The sequence below is a fragment of the Actinoplanes cyaneus genome, assembly GCF_016862095.1.
Classification (GTDB): domain Bacteria; phylum Actinomycetota; class Actinomycetes; order Mycobacteriales; family Micromonosporaceae; genus Actinoplanes; species Actinoplanes cyaneus.
The window spans coordinates 13078-32757 of the sequence record NZ_BOMH01000064.1 but is presented as its reverse complement, the minus strand read 5'-3'; the positions used below and the strand labels follow the sequence as shown (position 1 = coordinate 32757).

General features: G+C 71.1%; 24 protein-coding genes. 10 read left to right on the top strand and 14 right to left on the bottom strand.

Annotated elements, in window-relative coordinates; translation table 11 throughout:
* The first annotated feature begins 154 nt into the window (after positions 1 to 154).
* A complete protein-coding gene (locus Acy02nite_RS37270) occupies positions 155 to 1270 on the top strand; it encodes a sigma-70 family RNA polymerase sigma factor (protein WP_203752317.1) in 1116 nt (371 codons plus the stop codon).
* Here Acy02nite_RS37270 and Acy02nite_RS37265 read toward each other — a convergent pair.
* The 4 genes from Acy02nite_RS37265 to Acy02nite_RS37255 all read right to left on the bottom strand — a co-directional run bounded on the left by Acy02nite_RS37265 (position 1259) and on the right by Acy02nite_RS37255 (position 3624).
* Positions 1259 to 1990: an ATP-binding protein gene (locus Acy02nite_RS37265; RefSeq protein ID WP_239175543.1), complete on the bottom strand. Its 732-nt coding sequence runs from the start codon at positions 1988 to 1990 to the stop codon at positions 1259 to 1261. The two genes, Acy02nite_RS37270 and Acy02nite_RS37265, sit on opposite strands and share 12 nt — an antisense overlap.
* Before the next feature lie 60 nt (positions 1991 to 2050).
* Positions 2051 to 2185 (bottom strand): hypothetical protein, encoded by a 135-nt coding sequence (locus tag Acy02nite_RS47335; RefSeq protein ID WP_264653382.1) that lies wholly within the window; start codon positions 2183 to 2185, stop codon positions 2051 to 2053.
* Positions 2186 to 2297: 112 nt separating this feature from the next.
* A complete protein-coding gene (locus Acy02nite_RS37260; RefSeq protein WP_203752313.1) occupies positions 2298 to 2693 on the bottom strand; it encodes a ChaB family protein in 396 nt (131 codons plus the stop codon).
* A 76-nt stretch (positions 2694 to 2769) separates the two neighbouring features.
* Positions 2770 to 3624: a Rieske (2Fe-2S) protein gene (locus Acy02nite_RS37255; RefSeq protein ID WP_425548265.1), complete on the bottom strand. Its 855-nt coding sequence runs from the start codon at positions 3622 to 3624 to the stop codon at positions 2770 to 2772.
* Positions 3625 to 3748: 124 nt separating this feature from the next.
* Here Acy02nite_RS37255 and Acy02nite_RS37250 point away from each other — a divergent pair, with 124 nt between their 5' ends.
* Positions 3749 to 4093: an STAS domain-containing protein gene (locus Acy02nite_RS37250; RefSeq protein WP_203752310.1), complete on the top strand. Its 345-nt coding sequence runs from the start codon at positions 3749 to 3751 to the stop codon at positions 4091 to 4093.
* Between the two features lie 61 nt (positions 4094 to 4154).
* Here the strand turns inward: Acy02nite_RS37250 and Acy02nite_RS37245 are convergent, their stop codons facing one another.
* Positions 4155 to 4877, bottom strand: a complete 723-nt coding sequence (locus Acy02nite_RS37245) for an ATP-binding protein (protein WP_203752307.1) — start codon at positions 4875 to 4877, stop codon at positions 4155 to 4157.
* Positions 4878 to 5078: 201 nt separating this feature from the next.
* Here Acy02nite_RS37245 and Acy02nite_RS37240 point away from each other — a divergent pair, with 201 nt between their 5' ends.
* The 4 genes from Acy02nite_RS37240 (at position 5079) to Acy02nite_RS37225 (ending at position 8246) form a co-directional block, all read left to right on the top strand.
* Positions 5079 to 5561, top strand: a complete 483-nt coding sequence (locus Acy02nite_RS37240; protein WP_203752305.1) for a hypothetical protein — start codon at positions 5079 to 5081, stop codon at positions 5559 to 5561.
* A 25-nt stretch (positions 5562 to 5586) separates the two neighbouring features.
* Positions 5587 to 6525, top strand: coding sequence for an LLM class F420-dependent oxidoreductase (locus tag Acy02nite_RS37235; RefSeq protein WP_203752303.1), 939 nt, complete (start codon positions 5587 to 5589; stop codon positions 6523 to 6525).
* Positions 6526 to 6577: 52 nt separating this feature from the next.
* The gene (locus tag Acy02nite_RS37230; protein ID WP_203752301.1) at positions 6578 to 7579 is read left to right on the top strand and encodes an NAD(P)H-dependent flavin oxidoreductase; all 1002 of its coding nucleotides are present in this window, start codon (positions 6578 to 6580) and stop codon (positions 7577 to 7579) included.
* 157 nt (positions 7580 to 7736) lie between these two features.
* Positions 7737 to 8246: a hemerythrin domain-containing protein gene (locus tag Acy02nite_RS37225; protein ID WP_203752299.1), complete on the top strand. Its 510-nt coding sequence runs from the start codon at positions 7737 to 7739 to the stop codon at positions 8244 to 8246.
* A gap of 187 nt (positions 8247 to 8433) precedes the next feature.
* Here Acy02nite_RS37225 and Acy02nite_RS37220 read toward each other — a convergent pair whose 3' ends face one another.
* Both Acy02nite_RS37220 and Acy02nite_RS37215 read right to left on the bottom strand, forming a co-directional pair.
* The gene (locus Acy02nite_RS37220; protein WP_203752297.1) at positions 8434 to 9252 is read right to left on the bottom strand and encodes a hypothetical protein; all 819 of its coding nucleotides are present in this window, start codon (positions 9250 to 9252) and stop codon (positions 8434 to 8436) included.
* Positions 9253 to 9405: 153 nt separating this feature from the next.
* Positions 9406 to 10416 carry an alpha/beta hydrolase fold domain-containing protein gene (locus Acy02nite_RS37215; protein WP_239175542.1) on the bottom strand — a complete coding sequence of 337 codons (1011 nt, stop codon included), beginning with the start codon at positions 10414 to 10416 and terminating at the stop codon, positions 9406 to 9408.
* 92 nt (positions 10417 to 10508) lie between these two features.
* Between Acy02nite_RS37215 and Acy02nite_RS37210 the strand changes: the two genes are divergently transcribed.
* A complete protein-coding gene (locus tag Acy02nite_RS37210) occupies positions 10509 to 11906 on the top strand; it encodes a protein adenylyltransferase SelO (RefSeq protein ID WP_239175541.1) in 1398 nt (465 codons plus the stop codon).
* On the opposite strand, the gene Acy02nite_RS37205 is transcribed toward Acy02nite_RS37210, so the two are convergent.
* The 4 genes from Acy02nite_RS37205 to sigK form a co-directional block, all read right to left on the bottom strand.
* A complete protein-coding gene (locus tag Acy02nite_RS37205) occupies positions 11907 to 12068 on the bottom strand; it encodes a hypothetical protein (protein ID WP_203752388.1) in 162 nt (53 codons plus the stop codon).
* Complete coding sequence (locus Acy02nite_RS37200) at positions 12068 to 12718, bottom strand: fasciclin domain-containing protein (RefSeq protein ID WP_203752293.1); 651 nt, start codon at positions 12716 to 12718, stop codon at positions 12068 to 12070. Before Acy02nite_RS37200 ends, Acy02nite_RS37205 begins: the two co-directional genes overlap by 1 nt.
* 70 nt (positions 12719 to 12788) lie before the next feature.
* Positions 12789 to 13526 carry an anti-sigma factor gene (locus Acy02nite_RS37195; RefSeq protein ID WP_203752290.1) on the bottom strand — a complete coding sequence of 246 codons (738 nt, stop codon included), beginning with the start codon at positions 13524 to 13526 and terminating at the stop codon, positions 12789 to 12791.
* On the bottom strand, positions 13523 to 14131 hold the full coding sequence (gene sigK / locus Acy02nite_RS37190; protein WP_203752287.1) for an ECF RNA polymerase sigma factor SigK: 609 nt from the start codon (positions 14129 to 14131) through the stop codon (positions 13523 to 13525). Before sigK ends, Acy02nite_RS37195 begins: the two co-directional genes overlap by 4 nt.
* A gap of 104 nt (positions 14132 to 14235) precedes the next feature.
* Here sigK and Acy02nite_RS37185 point away from each other — a divergent pair, with 104 nt between their 5' ends.
* On the top strand, positions 14236 to 14598 hold the full coding sequence (locus Acy02nite_RS37185) for a DUF1304 domain-containing protein (protein WP_203752284.1): 363 nt from the start codon (positions 14236 to 14238) through the stop codon (positions 14596 to 14598).
* A gap of 46 nt (positions 14599 to 14644) precedes the next feature.
* On the opposite strand, the gene Acy02nite_RS37180 is transcribed toward Acy02nite_RS37185, so the two are convergent.
* Complete coding sequence (locus Acy02nite_RS37180; protein WP_239175539.1) at positions 14645 to 14959, bottom strand: dihydrofolate reductase family protein; 315 nt, start codon at positions 14957 to 14959, stop codon at positions 14645 to 14647.
* Positions 14960 to 15335: 376 nt separating this feature from the next.
* On the opposite strand from Acy02nite_RS37180, the gene Acy02nite_RS37175 reads away from it, so the two are divergent.
* Complete coding sequence (locus Acy02nite_RS37175) at positions 15336 to 16493, top strand: glycosyltransferase (protein WP_203752281.1); 1158 nt, start codon at positions 15336 to 15338, stop codon at positions 16491 to 16493.
* On the top strand, positions 16490 to 18601 hold the full coding sequence (gene helR / locus Acy02nite_RS37170) for an RNA polymerase recycling motor ATPase HelR (RefSeq protein WP_203752278.1): 2112 nt from the start codon (positions 16490 to 16492) through the stop codon (positions 18599 to 18601). The genes Acy02nite_RS37175 and helR overlap by 4 nt, the downstream gene beginning before the upstream one ends.
* Here the strand turns inward: helR and Acy02nite_RS37165 are convergent.
* Positions 18570 to 19052 (bottom strand): hypothetical protein, encoded by a 483-nt coding sequence (locus Acy02nite_RS37165; protein ID WP_203752276.1) that lies wholly within the window; start codon positions 19050 to 19052, stop codon positions 18570 to 18572. The genes helR and Acy02nite_RS37165 overlap by 32 nt on opposite strands.
* Entirely contained in the window at positions 19045 to 19665 is a 621-nt protein-coding gene (locus Acy02nite_RS37160; protein WP_203752273.1) for a DUF6346 domain-containing protein, read from the bottom strand. Before Acy02nite_RS37160 ends, Acy02nite_RS37165 begins: the two co-directional genes overlap by 8 nt.
* Positions 19666 to 19680 lie beyond the last annotated feature (15 nt).

Below are 19680 nucleotides of genomic sequence, written 5' to 3'. Positions count from 1 at the left end.
CGCTGCGAGACTCTTCGACAGGGGTCCGGAGCCGCTTCGCCGGAAACGGCACGCACTACCGGACCGCAACCGCCGCGGTTGCGAAGTCCGATGTTTGCGGTAGGGCAAGCGAGGGCACGGAGTAAGCATCGTGTGTTTCGGAGGGGGTCAGAGCATGCGGGAGACCGATCAGCTGGAGCCGTTCGAGGATCTTGACGTGCTCGCCGACCAGTACGCCCGGGCGTGCGACGGTGCCGACGCCGCGAGACGACGCCGGCTGCGCGAGGCGTTCGTGCGGCAGGCGCTGCCCTTCGCTGGGCGCCTGGCCCGGCGTTACCGGGGGCGTGGCGAGCCCACCGACGACCTGGAGCAGGTCGCCCGGCTGGGCCTGGTGAAGACGGTCGACCGCTACGACCCGGAGCGAGGATCCTTCACGGCGTACGCGATCCTCACCATCACCGGGGAGATCAAGCGTCACTTCCGGGACCACACCTGGGGCGTGCACGTGCCCCGCGGCCAGCAGGACCGGGTCCTCGAGTTCGTGCACGCCAGGGCCGCCCTGACCAGTGAGCTGGCCCGCACGCCGACCGTCACCGAGCTGGCGCGACGGCTCGGGATCGGGGAGTCGGAGGTGCTCGGCACCCAGACGTCAGCGGCCGCGCACAGCACCGAGTCGCTGAACTCGCCGCTCGGCGAGGGCACGAACGGCAGCGAGCTGGGCGACCTGCTCGGTGACGTGGACGGCGACCTGAGCCTGGTCGACGACCGGGCGACGGTGGAGACCCTGCTCTGCGAGCTGCCGCCCCGCGAGCGGCGGCTGCTGGCCCTGCGCTTCTGGGGCAACCTGAGCCAGGTGGAGATCGCCGACGAGCTCGGGATCTCCCAGATGCACGTGTCGCGCCTGCTCACCCGGGCGCTGGCCTGGCTGCGTGAGGCGATGCTGTCGGACACCACGCCGCCCTGGACCGGCGCCGGCGGCCCCGAGCACCGGGTGCTGGTCACGTCCGGGCCCGACGGGGTCCACGCCAGGGTGCACGGCGAGATCGAGCGGGACAATGCCCATGTGGTACGTCGTGAGCTCGTCACCGCCGCCGGAAGCTGCGGTCACGGGCGACGCCTGGTGGTCGACCTGTCCGGTGTCCCGCTGCTCAGCGCGGCCGGGATCGCGATGCTCGGTGCGGTCCACGCGGTGGCCCGCGGGCGGGACGTGCGGATGCTGGTGACCGGCGTCCAGCCGTACGTGATGAGGGTCCTGGAAATCTCCGGGCTGCGCGCGGTCCTACAGGGCTAGGGTCGCCCAGACCACCTTGCCGTCGCGGGTCGGCAGCCAGCCCCAGTCGACCGCGAGGCTGTCCACCAGCAGCAGACCGCGGCCACGGTCGGCGTCGTCGCCCTCCGGCAGGCGCGGCTCGGGCGGGCGATCCGAGCCGTCCCGGACCGCGAGGTGCAGGTACCGGTTCCGCCGGGTCAGGGTGAGCGTGATCATGGTGCTGGCGTGCTCGACAGCATTCGTGACCAGCTCGGTGACGATCACGCTCACCGGCCCGATCAGGTCGGGCAGGCTCCACCGCAGACAGGCCTCGGTGGCCAGATCGCGGGCGTGCCGGGCAGCGCCGGTCACCGGGAGCAGCTGATCGGTGATCATCTGCACCACCACCTCGTTCCGCGTCACCTCGCCGACCGCCTCCTCCACGCCGGCGCGCACCTGCAGGGTGCCGTAGCGATGCCGGGAGAGCAGGTCGGCCACCTCGCCCCGGGGCGCACAGACCAGCACCGGCGTGCCGGGCCAGATCGCCGACTGGTGATGGATCGTGGTGAACACCGACAGCGCGGTCTCCTCACCCAGCGACATCTCCGACAGGTCCGCCAGCAGCGCCGCCGGCTGCTCGGCCAGGCACTTCTGGAGGACGCCTTGCAGCCGGGGCGTGCCGCTCAGCTCCAACCGGCCCTGAACGGTGACGATCATGCAGCCGTCCCGCTCCCCAGTGGTCCAGCTCAGCGCAGCTGCCATCGGTGTCGCCGCCCTCCGTATCAGCCGGACCTTCGGATGCCCGCACCCAAGGGGGTCAAACTACTCGGTGCCGCTCAACGCCTGCATGACCACTGTGCTCCCGGCCGGCCCGCCGGCGACGTCCAGCAGCGGGCTGCACTCGACCCGGACGGCGATCGGCCGTCCCCGCCGGTTCACCGCGTCCAGCCGGAGCACGGGGGCGTCGGTCTCCCCGCCGTGGACTGGCGGACGACTAGGCGGATCTGGTCGAACGGCAGGCCGATGTCGAGGTTGAACACCGAGGCGCCGACCACGATCAGATCCCGGTTCAGCTGCGCGCCTTCCTCGTGCTCCTGGCGTTGGCCTTCTGGATCGCGTCGACCAGCTCGCTCTTGGTCATCCGCGAGCGGCCTCTGACGTCCAGGCGCTTCGCGAGGTCCATCAGGTGCGCCTTGCTCGCGTTGGCGTCCACACCACCGGCCGTCTCCGCCTTCGTGTCGCGTCCGCCGGCGGCCTTCGCGTCGCTCGGGCCCTTCTTCTCCTTCGGCTCCCAGTGGTCGCCGACCTTCTCGAACGAGTGCTTCACAGCGGAGAACGCGGTGCGGTGAGCGCGCTCACCCTCGCCGTACTGCTCCACGGCGGAATCGTGCGTCTTCGCGTACGTCTCCTGCGCCTTGCGGGGGGATCGCTTCAGCGTGGACGGCATGTCCTCACGTGCGGGCACGACAGAACCTCCTCGGGATCGGACGGGCTCAGAGTTGGACGGGCTCAGAGTTGGACGGGCTCAGAGTTGGACGGGCTCAGGGCTGGCGCAGCTCGATGCGGCCCTCCCGCACCCGAACCGGGATGACAGGCTGGTTGTTCGCGGCCGGGCCGTGCACCACGGCGCCGTCACTGAGCCGGAACGTGCTGCCGTGCCACGGGCACACCACGCACGCGTCCCAGCCTTCGCCGACCACATCGCCCTCGCCCAGCGGGCCGGTCTCGTGACTGCAGCGCTCGACCAGCGCGGACACCTGATCGGCGATCCGGTAGAGCAGCACCGGCACGTCGCCGACGAGCCGCACGACGGTACGCCGTTCCGGGACCGAGGCCAGGGAGCACACCTCGGTCCACTCCTCCGGCAGCCGCCCGGTGTCCGGCGACGCCTGATTCATCCCGGCGCCCTGCGCGTACGCGAGGTGCCCGCCCAGGTAGGCGCCGAGCCCCGCAACGGTCAGCCCGGCGTATCCCAGCGCCCGCCCACGGGCATGCCTGCCGCCCAGCCTGGCCAGCAGCGAAGCCGTGTACAGGCCGACGGCCACCGCGTTCGCGCCGGCGTGCACCAGGCCCACCCGGCGGCGGTCCCGGGTCAGTTGCGACCAGTCCACCCAGCCGGCCGCGACCGCCGGCACCGCACCGGCGACCCCGACCGTGACCAGCGTGGTCGCGGCCTTCTTGGAACCCGGCAGCAGATCGAGGATCGCGGAGCAGACGAACGCGCCGACCGGCACCTGCACCAGCACCGGGTGCAACGGATGGCCGAGCCAGGTGCCGTGCAACAGATCACGCAGCCGCTGCGGGCGGACCGCGGCGGTCACCGCGGACTGGATGCGGTCGCTGACGCTGTCGAGGCTTCGGGCTTCTTCCAGACGGTTGAGGATCGGCATACTCATCGCATTCCCCGTCACAATCAGCCGAAACGCCGACTCCGAGCGGGCGCGGCCCGTCACGGTTATGGTGACAAGTCCGGCTGGTGAACCTCCCGCAGGCGCACCTGACACGAACGGCGGAGGGGATATGGACAGCTCGTTCTCGGTGAGCAAGCACGACGAGGGCGCCGGCTCCATCCGCCTGGCCGTCAGCGGCGAGATCGACGACGAGGTGAGCGACGCGCTGGCCCAGATCATCGGCAACGCGGCCGCCCAGCCCGGCGTCGCCGTCGTGATCATCGACCTGGAACGCGTGCCGTTCCTCGCCGCCGCCGGAATCCGGGCGCTGCTCGAGGGCCGCGCCGCGGCGCTGTATCACGGACGGGCCTATCAGGTGGTCAACGCCCGCGGGGTGGTTCACGGGGTGCTGGCCACGGCGGGGCTGCTCAGCCTGTTCCACACCACGATCCGCCGCTCCACCCCGGCCCGGTAACGCGTCCCCGCCGGCCTCAGCCACCTGCGCGCCGCCTCAACCCGGCGCGGTTTCCGGCCGGTCAGCGGCGCAGGCTGGCCCAGACGACTTTGCCGCCCTCGGCCGGGACCGTTCCCCACCGCTGCGCGAACTGCCCGACCAGGAACAACCCACGCGGCGCGTCCAAGTTGAACAGCGACACATCCGGCGTACGCGGAATCTCGTAAGACCCGTCCCGCACCGCGATCAGCAGATACCGTCTCCCGAGGGAGATGCGCAGGTCGATGAGCGTCTGAGCGTGCAGCACGGCGTTCGTCACCAGCTCGCCGGCCACGATCCGCGCCGGATCCGTCAGGTGTCCGAGGCTCCACCGCTCGCAGGCCTCCACCGCCAGCCGCCGGGCGTGCGCCGCCGCCCCGGCGACCGGCAGCAGGCTGTCGGCCAGCCACGGCAGCGGGGCCCGCGCCTCCATCTCGAGGGCTTCCTCGGTGGTCGCGAAGACCGGCAAGCGGCCGAACCGCCCGCTCGCGAACCAGCCCGCCACCTCGTCGCTGGGCGTACTGAGCAGCAGCGGAGTCCCCGGCCACATCGCCGCTTCGCGGGCCACCGCCCCGAACACCGTCAGCGCCACCGGCTCCGGCACTGTCGTCCGCGCCAGGTCGACGACCACCGCGTCGGGCCGCTCCACCAGGCACTTCAGCAGCGTGGCCCGGACCCGCGGCAGTGCCCTCGGGCACAGGTCACCCTCGATCCGCACCACTGTCCTGGTGCCGAGCTGGTCGACCGTGCAGTTGATCCCCGCCATTTCGACATTCTTGCCCCGGCAAGCGGCAAATCCCACCTGCGATCCGCGACCAGTCTTTCTCGCACCCCGCAGTACGCGGGGTGCTGAGCGGCTCACCCCGCGGACCGGCGCGGGACTACCCATGGTGCTGCTGTCGCACGCCCTTGCGCCGCGGGCAAGGGGCGAGCGCTGCCGTCCCGGTTACTGACTAGCATTCGCGTCGTGACGACCGACGACGACACCGAGCTCGCGCGGCTGCTGCACCAGCACGTCCTCGATGTGCTGGACTGGCTGGCCGGCGAGCACGACGCCGACTACCCGCAGGTGGACTCGGACGCGCTGGCGTTGTTTCACGGGGCCGTCCTGCCGCTGGACGCGGTGACACTGCCGGCCGCCGCCGGGCTTTTCACCGACCTGAGCTGGTGGCTGGACTCCTGCGACGACGAGGACCTGGACCCGGACACCGCGGTGAAGCTGCTGGAGGGCAACGCCGAGGTGATCACCAGCCTCTCCGCCGAACAGCGCGAGCGGCTGCTGAACGTCATCGACGAGCTCGCGACGGCTGAGCCGCACCCCGTCCGGCGGTATCAGTTCCAGTTCTTCCCGTACGCGTTCGGCCTGCTCGACGACGGCGAGGAGCCGGACCTCGACGAGCCGGAGTCCTTGGAATGGGTTCCTCCGGAGGAGCGCGACACGATTCGGTGATCGCCAAGGGGGTATCGGGTCGGGCATGCGAATCGGATACTTCCTGTCCTGTGAGGAATACACCCCGGCCCAGCTCATCGAGCAGGCGAAGCTGGCCCAGGACGCCGGCTTCCAGGGCCTGTGGATCTCCGACCACTACCACCCGTGGAACGACGAGCAGGGCCAGAGCCCGTTCGTCTGGTCGATCATCGGCGCGCTCAGCCAGGTCGTCACGATCCCGATCACCACGGCGGTGACGTGCCCGACCGTCCGCATCCACCCGGCGGTCGTGGCGCAGGCCGCGGCGACCAGCGCGGTGATGCACGAGGGCCGTTTTGTGCTCGGCGTCGGCAGCGGCGAGGCCCTCAACGAGCACATCACCGGCATGCGCTGGCCGGTCGCCGAGGAACGCCTGGAGATGCTCGAGGAGGCCGTCGAGGTGATGCGCGAGCTGTGGAAGGGCGAGTTCGTCAGCCGCCGGGGCGCGCATTACGAGGTGGACCAGGCGCGCATCTACACCCGGCCGGAGACCCCGCCGAAGGTTTACGTCTCGGCGTTCGGCCCGAAGGCGATCGAGGTCGCGGCCCGGATCGGTGACGGGTACATCTCCGTCATGCCGGACGGTGACCTGGTCAAGCAGTTCCGCGAGGCGGGCGGCGGCGACAAACCGGTCCAGGGCGGTTTCAAGGGTTGCTGGGCGCCGAGCGAGCAGCAGGGCGTCGAGACCGCGCACCGGCTGTGGGCGAACTCCGGCGTGCCCGGCGAGCTCTCCCAGGTGCTGCCGTCGCCGCGCCACTTCGAGCAGGCATCCTCGCTGGTCACGCCGGATATGATCAAGGACTCGATCGTCTGCGGACCGGATGCGGCCGGGCACGCCGCCCAGATCAAGGCTTACCGCGAGGCCGGTTTCGACGAGGTCTACGTCGCCAACATCGGCCCCGATTACGGCCAGCTCATCGACCTTTACCGCCGCGAATTCCTGTGATGGGTCCGTCGGCTGACAGTTCGCGCGGCCGGCTTGCGCCATCGTCATCGGGATGGAGCTGAGAACCAGATTCACCGAGGCATACGGCCTGAGCACGCCCATCGCCCAGGCCGGCATGGCGTTCGTGGCGTCCACCCCGGACCTGCCGGTCGCGGTCAGCAATGCGGGCGCTCTGGGAGCACTCGGCGTCGGCTTGATGCCGGCGCCGATGCTCACCCAGGTCATCGGCGCGATCCGAGCCGGAACCGAGCGGCCCTTCAACGTCAACTTCATCACCGGCCTGACCGTGCCGGACCAGATCGACGCGGCCTGCGAAGCGGCAGTGCCGGTCGTCTCCTTCCACTGGGGCCACCCGCCCCGTGACTGGATCGACCGGCTGCACGCCGCCGGAACGCGAGTCTTCGAGCAGGTCGGCTCGGTGGACGCGGCGCGGCGGGCAGTCGGCGACGGTGTCGACGTGGTCGTCGCGCAGGGCCTGGAGGCGGGCGGGCACAACTTCGCGACGCTGCCCACTTTCGCCCTGGTGCCGCAGGTCGTGGACGCGGTCGCGCCGGCGCTCGTGCTCGCCGCCGGCGGGATCGCGGACGGCCGCGGGCTCGCGGCGGCGCTCATGCTCGGCGCGGACGGGGCCTGGATCGGCACCCGCCTGGTCGCCACCGACGAATCCGGCGCGCACGACGGATACAAGGAGCGCCTCGTCGCGGCGGGGCCCACGGCGACGGTGCGAACCTCGCTCTTCGGCCCGGAGACCCCGGCCTTCAACCCGATGCGGGTGCTGCGCAACCGTGTCGTCGACGAATTCCCCGAACCGCCGCCGGCCGACGCGCCGCGCCCGGTCATCGGCCGGACCAGTGTCGGCGGCCCCGAGATCGACATCCCCCGTTTCGCCAGCCTGGTGCCGATGCGCGGCGTCACCACCGGTGACCTCGAGGAGATGCCGCTGCTCGCCGGGCAGGGCGTCGGTCTGATCGACGCGGTGAAGAGCGCCGCCTCCCTGATCGCCGACATCACCGCCCAGGCCATGGAGGTCATCGCCCGCCACAGCCAGGACTGACGCCGGGCAGCCGCGGATTCGAACACCTGTTCGTCTGACATGCCCGGGACGCTACACCGGAGGGCCGACAGGAAATCGAGTTGTCCACAGCGCGCGGGGCGGCGAAGTTGTCCACAGCCCCCGGGCGGCGGGGCGCGCGGGTTTGTAGGGTGCGGGCATGGACGAGATCACGGCGCTGATCATGGAGGACCACCACACGTTCCGGGTGGGGTTCGCACGGCTCGACGATGCCCAGGGTGAGGAGCAGTTGCGGGCGCTCTGGGAACCGCTCGCGCTCCACCTCGACATCCACGCGGAAGCCGAGGAGGAGATCCTCTACCCGCACCTGCTGACCGACAGCGGCGGTGAGGAAGCGGAGGAGGAGACCGACGACGCGATCCGGGACCACAACAAGATCCGGGACGGGATCGTCGAGGCGTCGAAGCATCCGGTCGGGTCGGACGGCTGGTGGGCCGGGGTCTGGCAGGCGCGCACCGAGAACAGCGAGCACCTGGCCGAGGAGGAGGACGAGGTGCTGCCCGACTTCCGCAAGCACGCGAGCATGGAGTTGCGCATCGAGCTCGGGGCCAGGTGGCTGCGGTTCTTCGCCGAGCACCCGCAGGGCAAGGGGCTCGACTTCCACAACAAGGACCCGAAGCGCTACATCGCCGAGCACGAGCAGGACTGACAGAAACCTGCGCGCCGGCCGCACTCCGTCGGCTGGTCGCCAGAGGTGTCTCCGACGCGGTGATGCACCTCTGGCGGCCGGCCCCGCGCTGCCGGCCGGCCGCCACAGGTGTTTCCGATGGGGCGAACACCCCTGAGCACCAGCCGGAGGATGCCGGCTGGTGCTCCACGAGTGCGCAGTCAGCCGGTCAGTTGCGGGTGGCGGCGAAGACGATCAGGGCGACGAGGGCGAACGGGATCACCAGGCCCACCCAGGTGAGCGGGCGTTCCAGCAGGCGCGGGCCCGGGTCCGCCGGCGGGTGGCTGGTGCCGTACGGGTTGGGCTGCGGCGGCGCGAGGGCGGCGACCTTGCCGCGGCGGATGAGGTTCATCAGGACGGTGAAGGGGGTGATGATGAACGAGCCGTAGCCGTACCAGCCCTGGACCAGGGTGCGCGAGGTCATGTGCCGGAAGACGCCGAGCCCGCAGTCGCGGCAGAACGGGCCCTCGCTGCTGAGGAACCGCATCAGCACGATCATGCCCTGGTGGCCGCGGAACTTGACCTGCGCGGCCGGGATGGAGCCGCAGAACCGGCAGGGCAGGACGCCTTCCGGAGCGTAGGCAGGCTGGGCTCCGGGGGCGGGCTGACCGGCGTACGGCGGCGGGAACGTGCTCTGCCCCGGGGCCGCGCCCGGGTAAGCGGGCTGACCCGAGGCCGGGTACGCGGCCGGCTGGCCGGGATGGGCAGACGCAGGCTGACCGGGGTAAGGAGCGTGCTGACCGGGGTAGGCCCCAGGCGCGGGCTGACCGGGGTAACCGCCAGGAGCAGGCTGGGCGGGGTAGGCGCCAGGAGCGTGCTGACCGGGGTAAGTGCCGGGAGCGGCCTGACCGGCGTAACCGCCAGCAGCGGGCTGGGCGGGGTAGGCGCCGGGCGCGGGCTGGCCGGGGTAGGACCCAGGCGCCGGATAGGCGGGCGCGGTCGGGTCGGGGGTCGCGCCACCCCACGGAGTCGGCTGCGGCTGGGACATGGTCACCTCATGGCGAGAAAACTGCGAAGAACCTGTGAGCGCGTCAGGGTACTGGTTGATCAGTGATTCCCGCTGCCCCCCATCAGGGTGCCTCTCCCGCGACTATCGGGGTGCCTCCCCCGCGACTGTCGAGGTGCCAGCCCCGCGACCCGGTTACTTCGCGCCGAGCCAGTCGCTGATCAGGTCGATCGTCCGCACCCCGGCCTCGGTGAACGGCTCGTTGAGCGTCCCGTGCGCCGCCCCCGGCAGCAGGTGCACACTGGTCTCGGCCCCGGCCGCGCGCAACTGCTCGGCGTAGAGCTCCCCCGAACGCCGCAACGTGTCCGCCTCGCAGTTGACGATCAGGGTCGGCGGCGTGCCGACCAGGTCCCCGACGCCGGGGAACGCGTACGGATCGGTCAGTCCCGCGGCCCCCGCGTAGTGCACGCTCAGGTCGTGGATCCACTCCGGTGAGAAGTACACGGCGTCCCGTCTCGCGCGGATCGCGGCCAGCCCGGCCTGGTCCCACCCGGTCAGCTCGGGGTGCACGCCGGGATAGGCGAGCACGACCGACGCCGGTGGGCGGCCCTGCCCGTCACGCAGGCGTTTCGCGACGCCCGCGGCCAGGCTGCCGCCCGCGCTCGCCCCGCCCAGGTGCATCTTCGCGGCCGGCACTCCCATCCGGTCGGGGTGGTTGACCGCCCACGACCATCCGGCCAGCACGTCGTCGGACGCCGCGGGGTAGGTCACCCCGTGCAGCGCCTTGCGGTAGTCGAGCGTCAGCACCGGAATCCCCCGCGCGGCCAGCATCAGCCCGGTCCAGTGCGACTCGGCCATCTCCAGGTCGCCCCAGACGAACGCGCCGCCGTGCACCCACACCAGCGCCGCCGGGGCGTCCTGCCCGGGCCTGCGGTAGAGCCGGGCCGGGACCGCGTCGATCGCGGGGTCGGTCACCTCCACGTCCGACAGCGCCGGGTAGCGCGCGATCAGCTCCGCGTGGGTCGGGCCGGAGTTCGGCATGTTCCCGGCGATCTCCAGTATCCGCACGAAGTCCGCGACCGGCGGCAGATCGCCCGAGCCGGCGCCGTCGAGGACGGCCCGCCGGACGGGGCGGGGCAGTCGCCGCAGGGCCTTCATCGCGTACCCCATGACGGTGGCCCTGGTCCTGAGGTGGGTGTCAGACATGGCCACCATCTTCCACGGCGCGACCGTCGGCAGTGGGCTGCGACACCTGCGACGCGCGCGGTTCACCGCCTCCGGCGGGCTAGGGTCGACGGGTGGACGTGACGCTGGAACATCGCTTCGCCGACGAGCTGCCGGAGATGGCGATCCCGTGGGCCGCCGAGCAGACGCCCGACCCCCGCCTCCTGGTCCTGGACGAGGACGTGGCCGCCGAGCTCGGCGTCGACCCGTCGCGGCTGACGGTCGGCCTGCTCACCGGCACCGAGGTGCCCGAGGGTGCGAAGCCGGTCGCGCAGGCCTACGCCGGTCACCAGTTCGGGGGCTATTCTCCCCGGCTCGGCGACGGCCGGGCCCTGCTGCTCGGGGAGATCAACGGGCGCGACCTGCATCTCAAGGGCTCCGGCCGCACCCCCTTCGCCCGTGGCGGCGACGGCCTGGCCGGGATCGGCCCGATGCTGCGGGAGTTCATCGTCAGCAAGGGCATGCACGCGCTCGGCATCCCGACGACACGTTCGCTCGCCGTGGTCGCCACCGGCCGCAAGGTGCTGCGGGAGCAGCCGCAGCCGGGCGCGGTCCTGGCCCGGGTCGCCGCCAGCCATCTGCGGGTGGGCAGCTTCCAGTTCGCCCGCGCGACGGGTGACGCCGAGCTGCTGCGGCGGCTCGCCGACCACGCGATCGACCGGCACTATCCGGCGCTGAAAGGTGACTACCTGGGCTTCTACGACGCGGTGGTGGACGCTCAGGCCTCGCTGATCGCGAAGTGGATGCTGGTCGGGTTCGTGCACGGGGTGATGAACACCGACAACATGACGATTTCCGGCGAGACCATCGACTACGGGCCGTGCGCGTTCATGGAGGCCGTCGATCCGGCCGCGGTCTTCAGCTCGATCGACACCGGCGGGCGGTATGCGTTCGGCAATCAGCCCGGCATCGCCCAGTGGAACCTGGCCCGGCTCGCCGAGGCGCTGCTCCCGCTCCTGCACGAGGACGAGGAGCAGGCGATCCCGCTGGCCGTGGCGTCGCTGGAGCGGTTCGCGCCCCGGTTCGACGCCGCGTGGACCGTGGGCATGCGCGACAAGCTGGGCCTCGCCGAGGACCCGCCGGCCGAGCTGACGACCGAGCTCGCCGAGCTGCTGCGCGCCGGGAAGATCGACTACACGACCTTCTTCCGTACGTTGTCGGAGGCGGCCCGTGGCAACGCCGGCCTCACGCGGGCCCTCTTCGACGACCCGGCCGCCTTCGACGCCTGGCTCCCGCGCTGGCAGTCCCTGAGCCCGGACGCCGAGCGGATGGATCGCGTGAATCCGATCTACATCCCGCGCAACCACCTGGTCGAGGAGGCCCTTGCCGCGGCGGTCGACGACGACCTGGACCCGTTGCACCGCCTGGTCGACGCGATCTCGGACCCGTTCCACGAGCGCCGCGGCCTGGCCCGTTACGCCGAGCCCGCACCGGGCGACTTCGGACCGTACCGGACGTTCTGCGGCACATGATCAGCCCACGGTCACCGTGATCGTGGCCCATCCGGTCGCGTCGATCACCGTGACCAGCGGACCCGATCCGGGCCGGATCGCGGCCGCGAACAGTTCCGCGGCCGCGATCCCGGAGCCCGCCGCGACGATCCCGTCGATCGCGGCGCGCAAACCGTCTCGCATCAGCTCTTCGGCATCAGGACGGAGTCGATGATGTAGACGTTGGCGTTCGCCGTCTGCACGTTGCCGCAGATCACCGACGCCTTGTCGGTGCCGACCGTGAAGCTCTCGCCGCTGCCGGCGACCATCAGCTCCTGCCCCTGCAGCGTCTTGTGGGTGCCGGCCAGGTCCGCCGGGGTGAGCTTGCCGGGCACCACGTGGTAGGTGAGGATGCTGGTCAGCGTCTTCTTGTCGGCGAGCACCTTGTCGAGCGTGGCCTTCGGGATCTTGGCGAACGCGTCGTTGGTCGGCGCGAAGACCGTGATCCCGTCGGCGGAGTTGAGCGAGTCGACCAGGCCGGCCTTCTTGACCGCCGTGACCAGGGTGGACAGCAGCGGGTTGCCGGAGGCCGCGGTCGCCACCGGGACCTTCGCCATCGCCTCGAAGCTGCCGGCGTTGGCCGGGTCGGCGGGCACCGCGGCGCAGCCGGTCCCGAAGTTGGCCATCGAGTCCATCGGGGCGGCCGAGCTGGGCGCCGCCGCGGCGGAGGTCATCGTCGGTGCCGGCGCGGCCGCCGTCCCGCTGCCACTGTCGTCGGAGTCGCTGCCGCAGGCCGACAGCGAGATCGCGAAGAGGGTGGCGGCGGTCAGGGCGGTGAACTTCGTTGCACGCATCGTTCTTACCTCCATCATCGGGACTTTCATGAAGGATTCGGAGCGAAGCGTGCAGCGGATTGGTGCGATCTCAAACAATCTTGAGATCGGCCAGCATCGGGTCCGTGGGCACGCGCGAGCCACCGGCCGGCTCGGCGGTGACGCCCACGTCGGACGCCGACGGCATGTGATCGATCACCTTCACGACCGACGTCTGGCCGACCGCGAGGACACCCTCGTCGACCGGTTTCGTCGCGTGGACCGTCCACAGCTGGAAGACCCGGCCGCCGGTGGGCGGGGCGTCGGCGATCAGCGAGACGACCCCCGCGTCCCGCAGGCGGGAGTACGCGATGGTGACCCGGCCGCCGCCGTCCAACTGCTGGGTGCGCACCGTGAGATCGGGCGACGCGAGGATGCTGTTGACCCGCTCCTGCTCGGCGCGGGTCGCGGCGGCGCTCGCCTGAGCATCCCGTACGCGCTGATCCTGAATCTGATAGGCGGCCGTGCCCGCCCCCGCGGCCGCGAGCACGACGGCGGCCGCGACAGCCACCAGACGGCGGCGACGGCCGGCCGGCGCCACGACCGGCTTCGCAGCGCGCGGCGGGAGCTGCCGCGTCTTCCTGATCTCGTCGAGCACGTTGTCGCGCAGCCGCGGCGGAGGCACCGACCAGGTGCCGCCGGCCAGCCGGACCGCGGCCTCACGCAGCTCGCCGACCTCGCCACGGCAGGCGTCGCACTCGCTCAGGTGCCGGTCGAAGGCGGCCCGTTCCAGGTCGTCGACGGCGTCCAGCACGTACGCGCCGGCCAGCGCGTGAATGTCCGCGATCATGCCGCCACCCCCGCTCCCAGGCAGTCCCGCAATCGGATCAGGCCGTCCCGCATCCGCGTCTTGACCGTCGCCACCGGCGTGCCGAGCAGCTCCGCGACCTGCGGATACGAGTAGCCCTGGTAGTACGCCAGGGTGACCGACTGCCGCTGCAACTCGGTCAGATCGTCCAGGCAGCGCCGGACCTGCTGACGTTCCAGGCGGCCGGACACCTCGTCGGCCACCGAATCGTACGGCGTGTCGATCGCTGCCGCCCCGGCCCGCATCGTGCGAGCGGCGGCGGTCTGCTCGGCACGAACCCGGTCCACGGCCCGGCGATGCGCGATCGTGAACACCCACGCCGTCGCCGACCCGGATGCCGGATCGAAGCGCGCCGCGGTCCGCCACACCTCCACCAGCACCTCCTGCGCGACCTCCTCGGCCAGCGCGGGATCCTTCAACATGCGCCGGATCAGGCCGTAGACGCGCGGCGCGACCAGGTCGTAGAGCCGGGCGAAAGCCGGCTCGTCGCCGCGCGCCACCGCCCGCAGCAGTTCGTCGGCGTCCGGCGGCGCTGTCGGCACCGGTGTCAGATGATCGGGCCGGCGCCCCGTGCCACGTTCCGCCATTGCGTCCGCCCTTCGCTGCACGTGTTCCTCCGAACCGGGATTCGGAGCGGCCGGGCGAGCGGATGGGTCGGATCGCCGAAAACTTCTGCCGGTACCCTGCCGGGATGATCATCGCAGGAAATGTGCTGACCGGGATCGTTGCGCTCATCCACGTCTACATCCTGGTGCTGGAGATGTTCCTGTGGACCAAGCCGCGGGGATACAAGGCGTTCGGGCTGACGCCGGAGTTCGCCCAGCAGACCAAGACGCTCGGGTTCAACCAGGGCCTCTACAACGGCTTCCTGGCCGCGGGGCTGATCTGGGGTCTGATCGCCGGCGGCGACACCGGCTTCGCGGCTAAGATCTTCTTCCTGGTGTGCGTGGCCGTGGCGGGGATCGTCGGCGCGCTCACCGCGAGCAGGCGCATCCTCTACGTGCAGACGGTCCCGGCTGTGCTCGCCCTGATCTTCGTGCTCCTCGGTCACTGACTTCCGCTCTGGCCGATGCGTCGGACGCCGCTCCGCGTCTCAGGGGCTATCGGTCACTGCCCGGGACGCGGTAGTGCAGGTGGACGACGCCGTTCTCGAATCGGCGCTCATCGAGGAGCTGCAGTTCGGCGCGTACGCCGGTCGGCAGCCCTGGCTTACCCCCGCCCAGCAGGACGGGCAGGACAACCAACCGGCACTCGTCGACCAGCCCGGCCCGGAAAGCCCGCCCCGCGAGGTCGGCACCGCCGATGGTGAGATCACTGCTGGCCGCGGCCTTCAGCTCACGTACCGCGGCGGGGTCGAAACGGCGTTCGAGCCGGGTGCCGGCCGTTGACACCGCGGCGAGGGTCGTGGAGTACACGACCTTGCTCGCTGCCTGCCAGGCGCCTGTTCTACGAACGACCCGCGGCAGATCCGACACCGTGCCGGAAACGTCCTCGCCACCCGTGACCGCGAAGCGCCCATGGCCCACCGAGATCGCTCGACCGGAGGGCGTCGCGTCGGCCGCGGCCGGGCACGGAAACAGGTCCGGCGTTGGCTCGTCAGCCGGAGTCGATCGTTGAGGGCCGCCATGCGTGAGCCGACCTCGGCTAGCAACCAGGAGGCGGAATGAAGGGGGCGGACACACCCCTTCCCATCTCTAACCTATAGCAGACCCGGGGGCTTGCGGCAAGGCCCGGGTGGTCCGGCACAATCGCTCAGTCAACGCTGTGAGCTGCAAAAATGGGGGAACCAGAGTGCGTGTGGTGCTGTCGGCGTACGACTCTCGGGGCGGCGTCGAACCACTGATCGGCCTGGCGGTGCGGCTACGGGGGCTCGGCGCGGAGGTCACGGTCTGCGCGCCGCCGGACGAGGTGCCGCTGCGCGGGGTGCCGTTCGTGCCGGTCGGGATGTCGCCGCGGGAGCTGATGCGCGGCCCGGTCACCGGGACGATCCGGGATCGTGCGGGTGCGCTGATCGCCGACCAGTTCGCGAAGCTCCCGGCCGTCCTGGAGGGCGCGGACGTGCTGGTGGCGTGCGGGATCCTGCCGTCGGTCGCCGGGGCGCGGTCGGTCGCGGAGATGCTGAACATCCCGTACGTCTATGCGGCTTTTCAACCGAATTCTCTGCCGTCGCCGCATCACCGGCCGATCGCGCGGCCCGGTCATCCGCTGGACCCGGCGGTCACCGACAACCGCGTGCTGTGGGAGCAGGACGCTACGGCCGCGAACGAGCTGTTCCGCGACGTGCTCAACGCCGAACGGGCCCGGCACGGCCTGCCCGAGGTCAAGGATGTCCGCGACCACGGTTTCACCGATCTGCCCTGGCTGGCGACCGATTCGCTGCTGGGACCGTGGCTCGAGCCCGCCGATCTGGAGGTGGTCCAGACGGGCACGTGGATCCTGCCCGACGAGGGTGACCTGCCCGACGAGGTCGAGGCATTCCTCGATCAAGAGCCACTTCCGGTGTACGTCGGTTTCGGCAGCATGCCGGTCGCGGAAGAGCTCGCCCGGGCCGCCGTCGACGCGGCCCGCGCCCAGGGCCACCCGGTGATCCTCTCCGCGGGCTGGGCCGGGCTCGACGCCGAGGATTGCCTGGTCGTCGGCGAGATCAGCCACCCGGCCCTGTTCAAGCGGGTCGCCGCGGTCGTGCACCACGGCGGTTCCGGCACCACGCACACCGCGGCCCGGGCCGGCGTCCCGCAGGTGATCGTCCCGCACGGCGGTGACCAGCCGTACTGGGCGGAGCGGGTCACCGCCCTGGGCATCGGCGCCACCGGTGAGTCCGTCGCTGACGCGCTGAAGGTGGCCATGGCCCCGGAGACCGCCGCGCACGCCGCCGCCGTGGCCGCCGCGATGTACCCCGACGGTGCCGCCGTCGCCGCCGAGATGCTGATCGAGGAGTTCCGCCCGTGACCGTCTTTGATCTGCGCAACCACCCGGCGAAGGACGACCCGGACCAGATCGGCGAGGACGAGAAGCACTTCGTCGCGATGGCGGAGAGCCTGGCCCGGTCCATCGCCGAGCTCGAACAACGCCTGGAGATCGAACGCAAGGCCCCGGCCGGCAAGGGCCGTCAGGCCGTCGACCGGGACGACGCCGTGCACCGGATCAGCGCTCGGCTGCGTACGCTGCGCCGGTTCAGCCTGGACCTGTGTCTCGGGCGGATGGTCCACGAGTCGGGCGAGACGGTCTACATCGGGCGGCTCGGGCTGACCGACGGCGAGGGCGGGCGACTGCTCGTCGACTGGCGGTCGCCGGCCGCCGAGCCGTTCTTCGGTGCGACCCACGCCAACCCGGACGGGCTGGTCAGCCGGCGGCGGTACCGGTGGCTGGAGGGGCGGATCACCGACTACTGGGACGAGGTGTTCACGGCCGACGGGCTCCGGGCCAGTGCGGCGCTCGACGACCAGTCGGCGTTCATCGCCAGCCTCGGCGCGAGCCGGTCACCGCGGATGCGCGACGTGCTCGGCACGATCCAGGCCGACCAGGACGCGATCATCCGGGCCGGGTCGCGCGGCACCCTCGTGGTGGACGGTGGACCGGGCACCGGCAAGACCGTGGTGGCCCTGCACCGGACGGCATACCTGCTCTACTCCGACCCACGCCTGGGTGCCCGCCGCGGCGGGGTGCTCTTCGTCGGCCCCCATGAGCCCTACCTCGCGTACGTCGCGGATGTCCTGCCCTCTCTCGGTGAGGAGGACGTGCAGACCTGCACGCTACGGGACCTGCTCGCCGAGGGCGCGACAGCGGTGCCCGAGCAGGATCCGGAGGCGGCTCGGCTCAAGTCGTCGGCGCGGCTGGTCCGGGCGATGGAGACGGCCGTGCGGTTCTACGAGGAGCCGCCGGCGAAGGCGACGACCGTCGAGACCCGGGACGGGGACGTGACCGTCACCGCGCGGGACTGGGCGGCGGCGTTCGAGGCGGCCGACGGCATCCCGCACAACGAGGCGCGCGACGAGATCTGGGACGAGCTGCTCGCGATCATCGAGGAGCCCGGCGGGCGGGAGCTGCGGGCGGCGCTGAACCGGGCGTGGCCGATCCTGGACGCCGCCGACATCGTCGCGGACCTCTGGTCGGTGCCGGCCTACCTGCGGAAGGTCGCGCCCTGGCTGAGCGTCGACGAGATCCGCACCCTGCAGCGGGACGATCCGCGGGCGTGGACGGTGGCCGACCTGCCGCTGCTCGACGCGGTCCGGCAGCGGCTCGGCGACGCCTCGGTCTCCGCACGCAAACGCCGGCAGAAGGCCGCGACCGCCACCGCCCGCAAGGACATGGACCGGGTCGTCGAGGACCTGATCGCGTCCAACGAGTACGACGACGGCGAAGGCCTGATGACCATGCTCCGCCAGCAGGACCTGCGCGAGGTCCTCGACGAGGGCAGCACTGTGCCGAAAACCGACCCGGATCTGCTCGCCGGCCCGTTCGCGCACATCGTCGTCGACGAGGCGCAGGAGCTGACCGACGCCGAGTGGCAGATGCTGCTGCTGCGCTGCCCGTCGCGCAGCTTCACCGTGGTCGGCGACCGGGCGCAGGCGCGGCACGGCTTCACCGAGGCGTGGGAGGACCGGCTGCGGCGGGTCGGGCTGGACCAGGTGACCATCTCGTCGCTGACGATCAACTACCGTACGCCCGCCGAGGTGATGGCCGAGGCCGAGCCGGTCATCCGGGCCGCGCTCCCCGACGCGAACGTTCCCACCTCGATCCGCACCAGCGGGGTTCCGGTCGTACACGCGGCGCTTTCCTCGCTGGAGACCATGCTCGACGCATGGCTGTCGGAGAACGCCGAGGGCATCGCCTGCGTCATCGGCCATCCGTCGTTCCGGGAGCGCGACCGGGTCCGCTCGCTCACGCCCACGCTGGCCAAGGGCCTGGAGTTCGACCTGGTGATCCTGATCGACCCGGACCGCTTCGGCGAGGGCATCGAGGGGGCGGTGGACCGCTACGTCGCCATGACGCGTGCGACGCAACGACTGGTCATCCTCACTTCCACTACGGAAGGTAGCGCTGGTACGTCTTCTTGATCAGGGAGTTGAAGGCGTAGCCCCACAGGCGAGTGCCGCGGAAGGTCCAGACCCGGCCGGCGGTCACGTCGACCACGGCCGGCTGGGCCATCACCGCGAAACCGCCCGACCCCAGGCTGTAGGACTTCTGCGTGACGGCGACGGCCGCCTCGTCCACCCCGGTCGCTACCAGGATCGGCAGGACGATCACGCCGGACTGCATGCCACGCCACTGGCCCTTGCGATCGGTGGCGAGCGTGACCGCCGCGTCGGTGAAGCCGCGCAGGATCGGCTCGGTCACGTGGTCGGCGGTGTCCACGACGGTGAAGACGTGCTGCTTCGTCAATGCCTTGATCTTGGACTTGTAGCCGACCAGAACGGTCCGGTCGCCCAGCTTCTCGTGCGTCACCGTGCACCCGTCGGCGACGAGCCGCTCCTGGAGCCCCTGGACGTAACCGTTCACCTCAGTCATTGCTGGACCTCGCCACCTTTCGCTGCCACCACCGAATGACCACGAGATACCGCGGTGCCCCCAGCACGGCGGCCAGGAAATAGAAACACACTGCCGCCAGCATGAGGAAGATCAAGAAGGGGCCTACCAGGCGGATGCCGGCGGCATAGAGCTGCCAGCCGGCACCAGCGGCCTTGCCGTAGGTGCAGGTGTCGCCAGGCTTGTCGCCACAAGCTTCCCGCAGGTCGACCGACCGGCCGACGTCCTCCTTCGACACGATCGACCGGTCCACCACCGCCTCGACATCACCCCGGTCTGTCGTCGCCACCCGGATGTGGCAGACCCACCAGTAGCCCAGCCCCATGTCGCTGACCGGACCGACCCGCTCGCAACTCTGGACAGTCGCCCGGATCGACCGCTCGGCCGGGCCTGTCGCCCCGATCGAGTAGGTACCCGAATAGAAGCTCAACAGCGTAGTCCCGACGAGCATCGTCGCGTAGGCCAGAACCAGCCCGCCGAAGCCTTGGGCCAGCTTGACGAGCCGCCAGCCGACCGAACCTCGCCGTTGCCACGCCGACCGCTCCCGAGCTTCGAAGCCCCGGGAGCGGTCGCCGTTGTTGGTGTCACTTGTCACTAGCCACCGAATGAT

Bases quoted from the DNA above. Each gene is read 5' to 3' on its own strand.
- Acy02nite_RS37270 (WP_203752317.1), top strand. From the start codon at position 155: ATGCGGGAGACCGATCAGCTGGAGCCGTTCGAGGATCTTGACGTGCTC.
- Acy02nite_RS37265 (WP_239175543.1), bottom strand. From the start codon at position 1,990: ATGGCAGCTGCGCTGAGCTGGACCACTGGGGAGCGGGACGGCTGCATG.
- Acy02nite_RS37255 (WP_425548265.1), bottom strand. From the start codon at position 3,624: ATGAGTATGCCGATCCTCAACCGTCTGGAAGAAGCCCGAAGCCTCGAC.
- Acy02nite_RS37250 (WP_203752310.1), top strand. From the start codon at position 3,749: ATGGACAGCTCGTTCTCGGTGAGCAAGCACGACGAGGGCGCCGGCTCC.
- Acy02nite_RS37245 (WP_203752307.1), bottom strand. From the start codon at position 4,877: ATGGCGGGGATCAACTGCACGGTCGACCAGCTCGGCACCAGGACAGTG.
- Acy02nite_RS37235 (WP_203752303.1), top strand. From the start codon at position 5,587: ATGCGAATCGGATACTTCCTGTCCTGTGAGGAATACACCCCGGCCCAG.
- Acy02nite_RS37230 (WP_203752301.1), top strand. From the start codon at position 6,578: ATGGAGCTGAGAACCAGATTCACCGAGGCATACGGCCTGAGCACGCCC.
- Acy02nite_RS37225 (WP_203752299.1), top strand. From the start codon at position 7,737: ATGGACGAGATCACGGCGCTGATCATGGAGGACCACCACACGTTCCGG.
- Acy02nite_RS37220 (WP_203752297.1), bottom strand. From the start codon at position 9,252: ATGTCCCAGCCGCAGCCGACTCCGTGGGGTGGCGCGACCCCCGACCCG.
- Acy02nite_RS37215 (WP_239175542.1), bottom strand. From the start codon at position 10,416: ATGTCTGACACCCACCTCAGGACCAGGGCCACCGTCATGGGGTACGCG.
- Acy02nite_RS37205 (WP_203752388.1), bottom strand. From the start codon at position 12,068: ATGCGAGACGGTTTGCGCGCCGCGATCGACGGGATCGTCGCGGCGGGC.
- Acy02nite_RS37200 (WP_203752293.1), bottom strand. From the start codon at position 12,718: ATGCGTGCAACGAAGTTCACCGCCCTGACCGCCGCCACCCTCTTCGCG.
- Acy02nite_RS37195 (WP_203752290.1), bottom strand. From the start codon at position 13,526: ATGATCGCGGACATTCACGCGCTGGCCGGCGCGTACGTGCTGGACGCC.
- sigK (WP_203752287.1), bottom strand. From the start codon at position 14,131: ATGGCGGAACGTGGCACGGGGCGCCGGCCCGATCATCTGACACCGGTG.
- Acy02nite_RS37185 (WP_203752284.1), top strand. From the start codon at position 14,236: ATGATCATCGCAGGAAATGTGCTGACCGGGATCGTTGCGCTCATCCAC.
- Acy02nite_RS37165 (WP_203752276.1), bottom strand. From the start codon at position 19,052: ATGACTGAGGTGAACGGTTACGTCCAGGGGCTCCAGGAGCGGCTCGTC.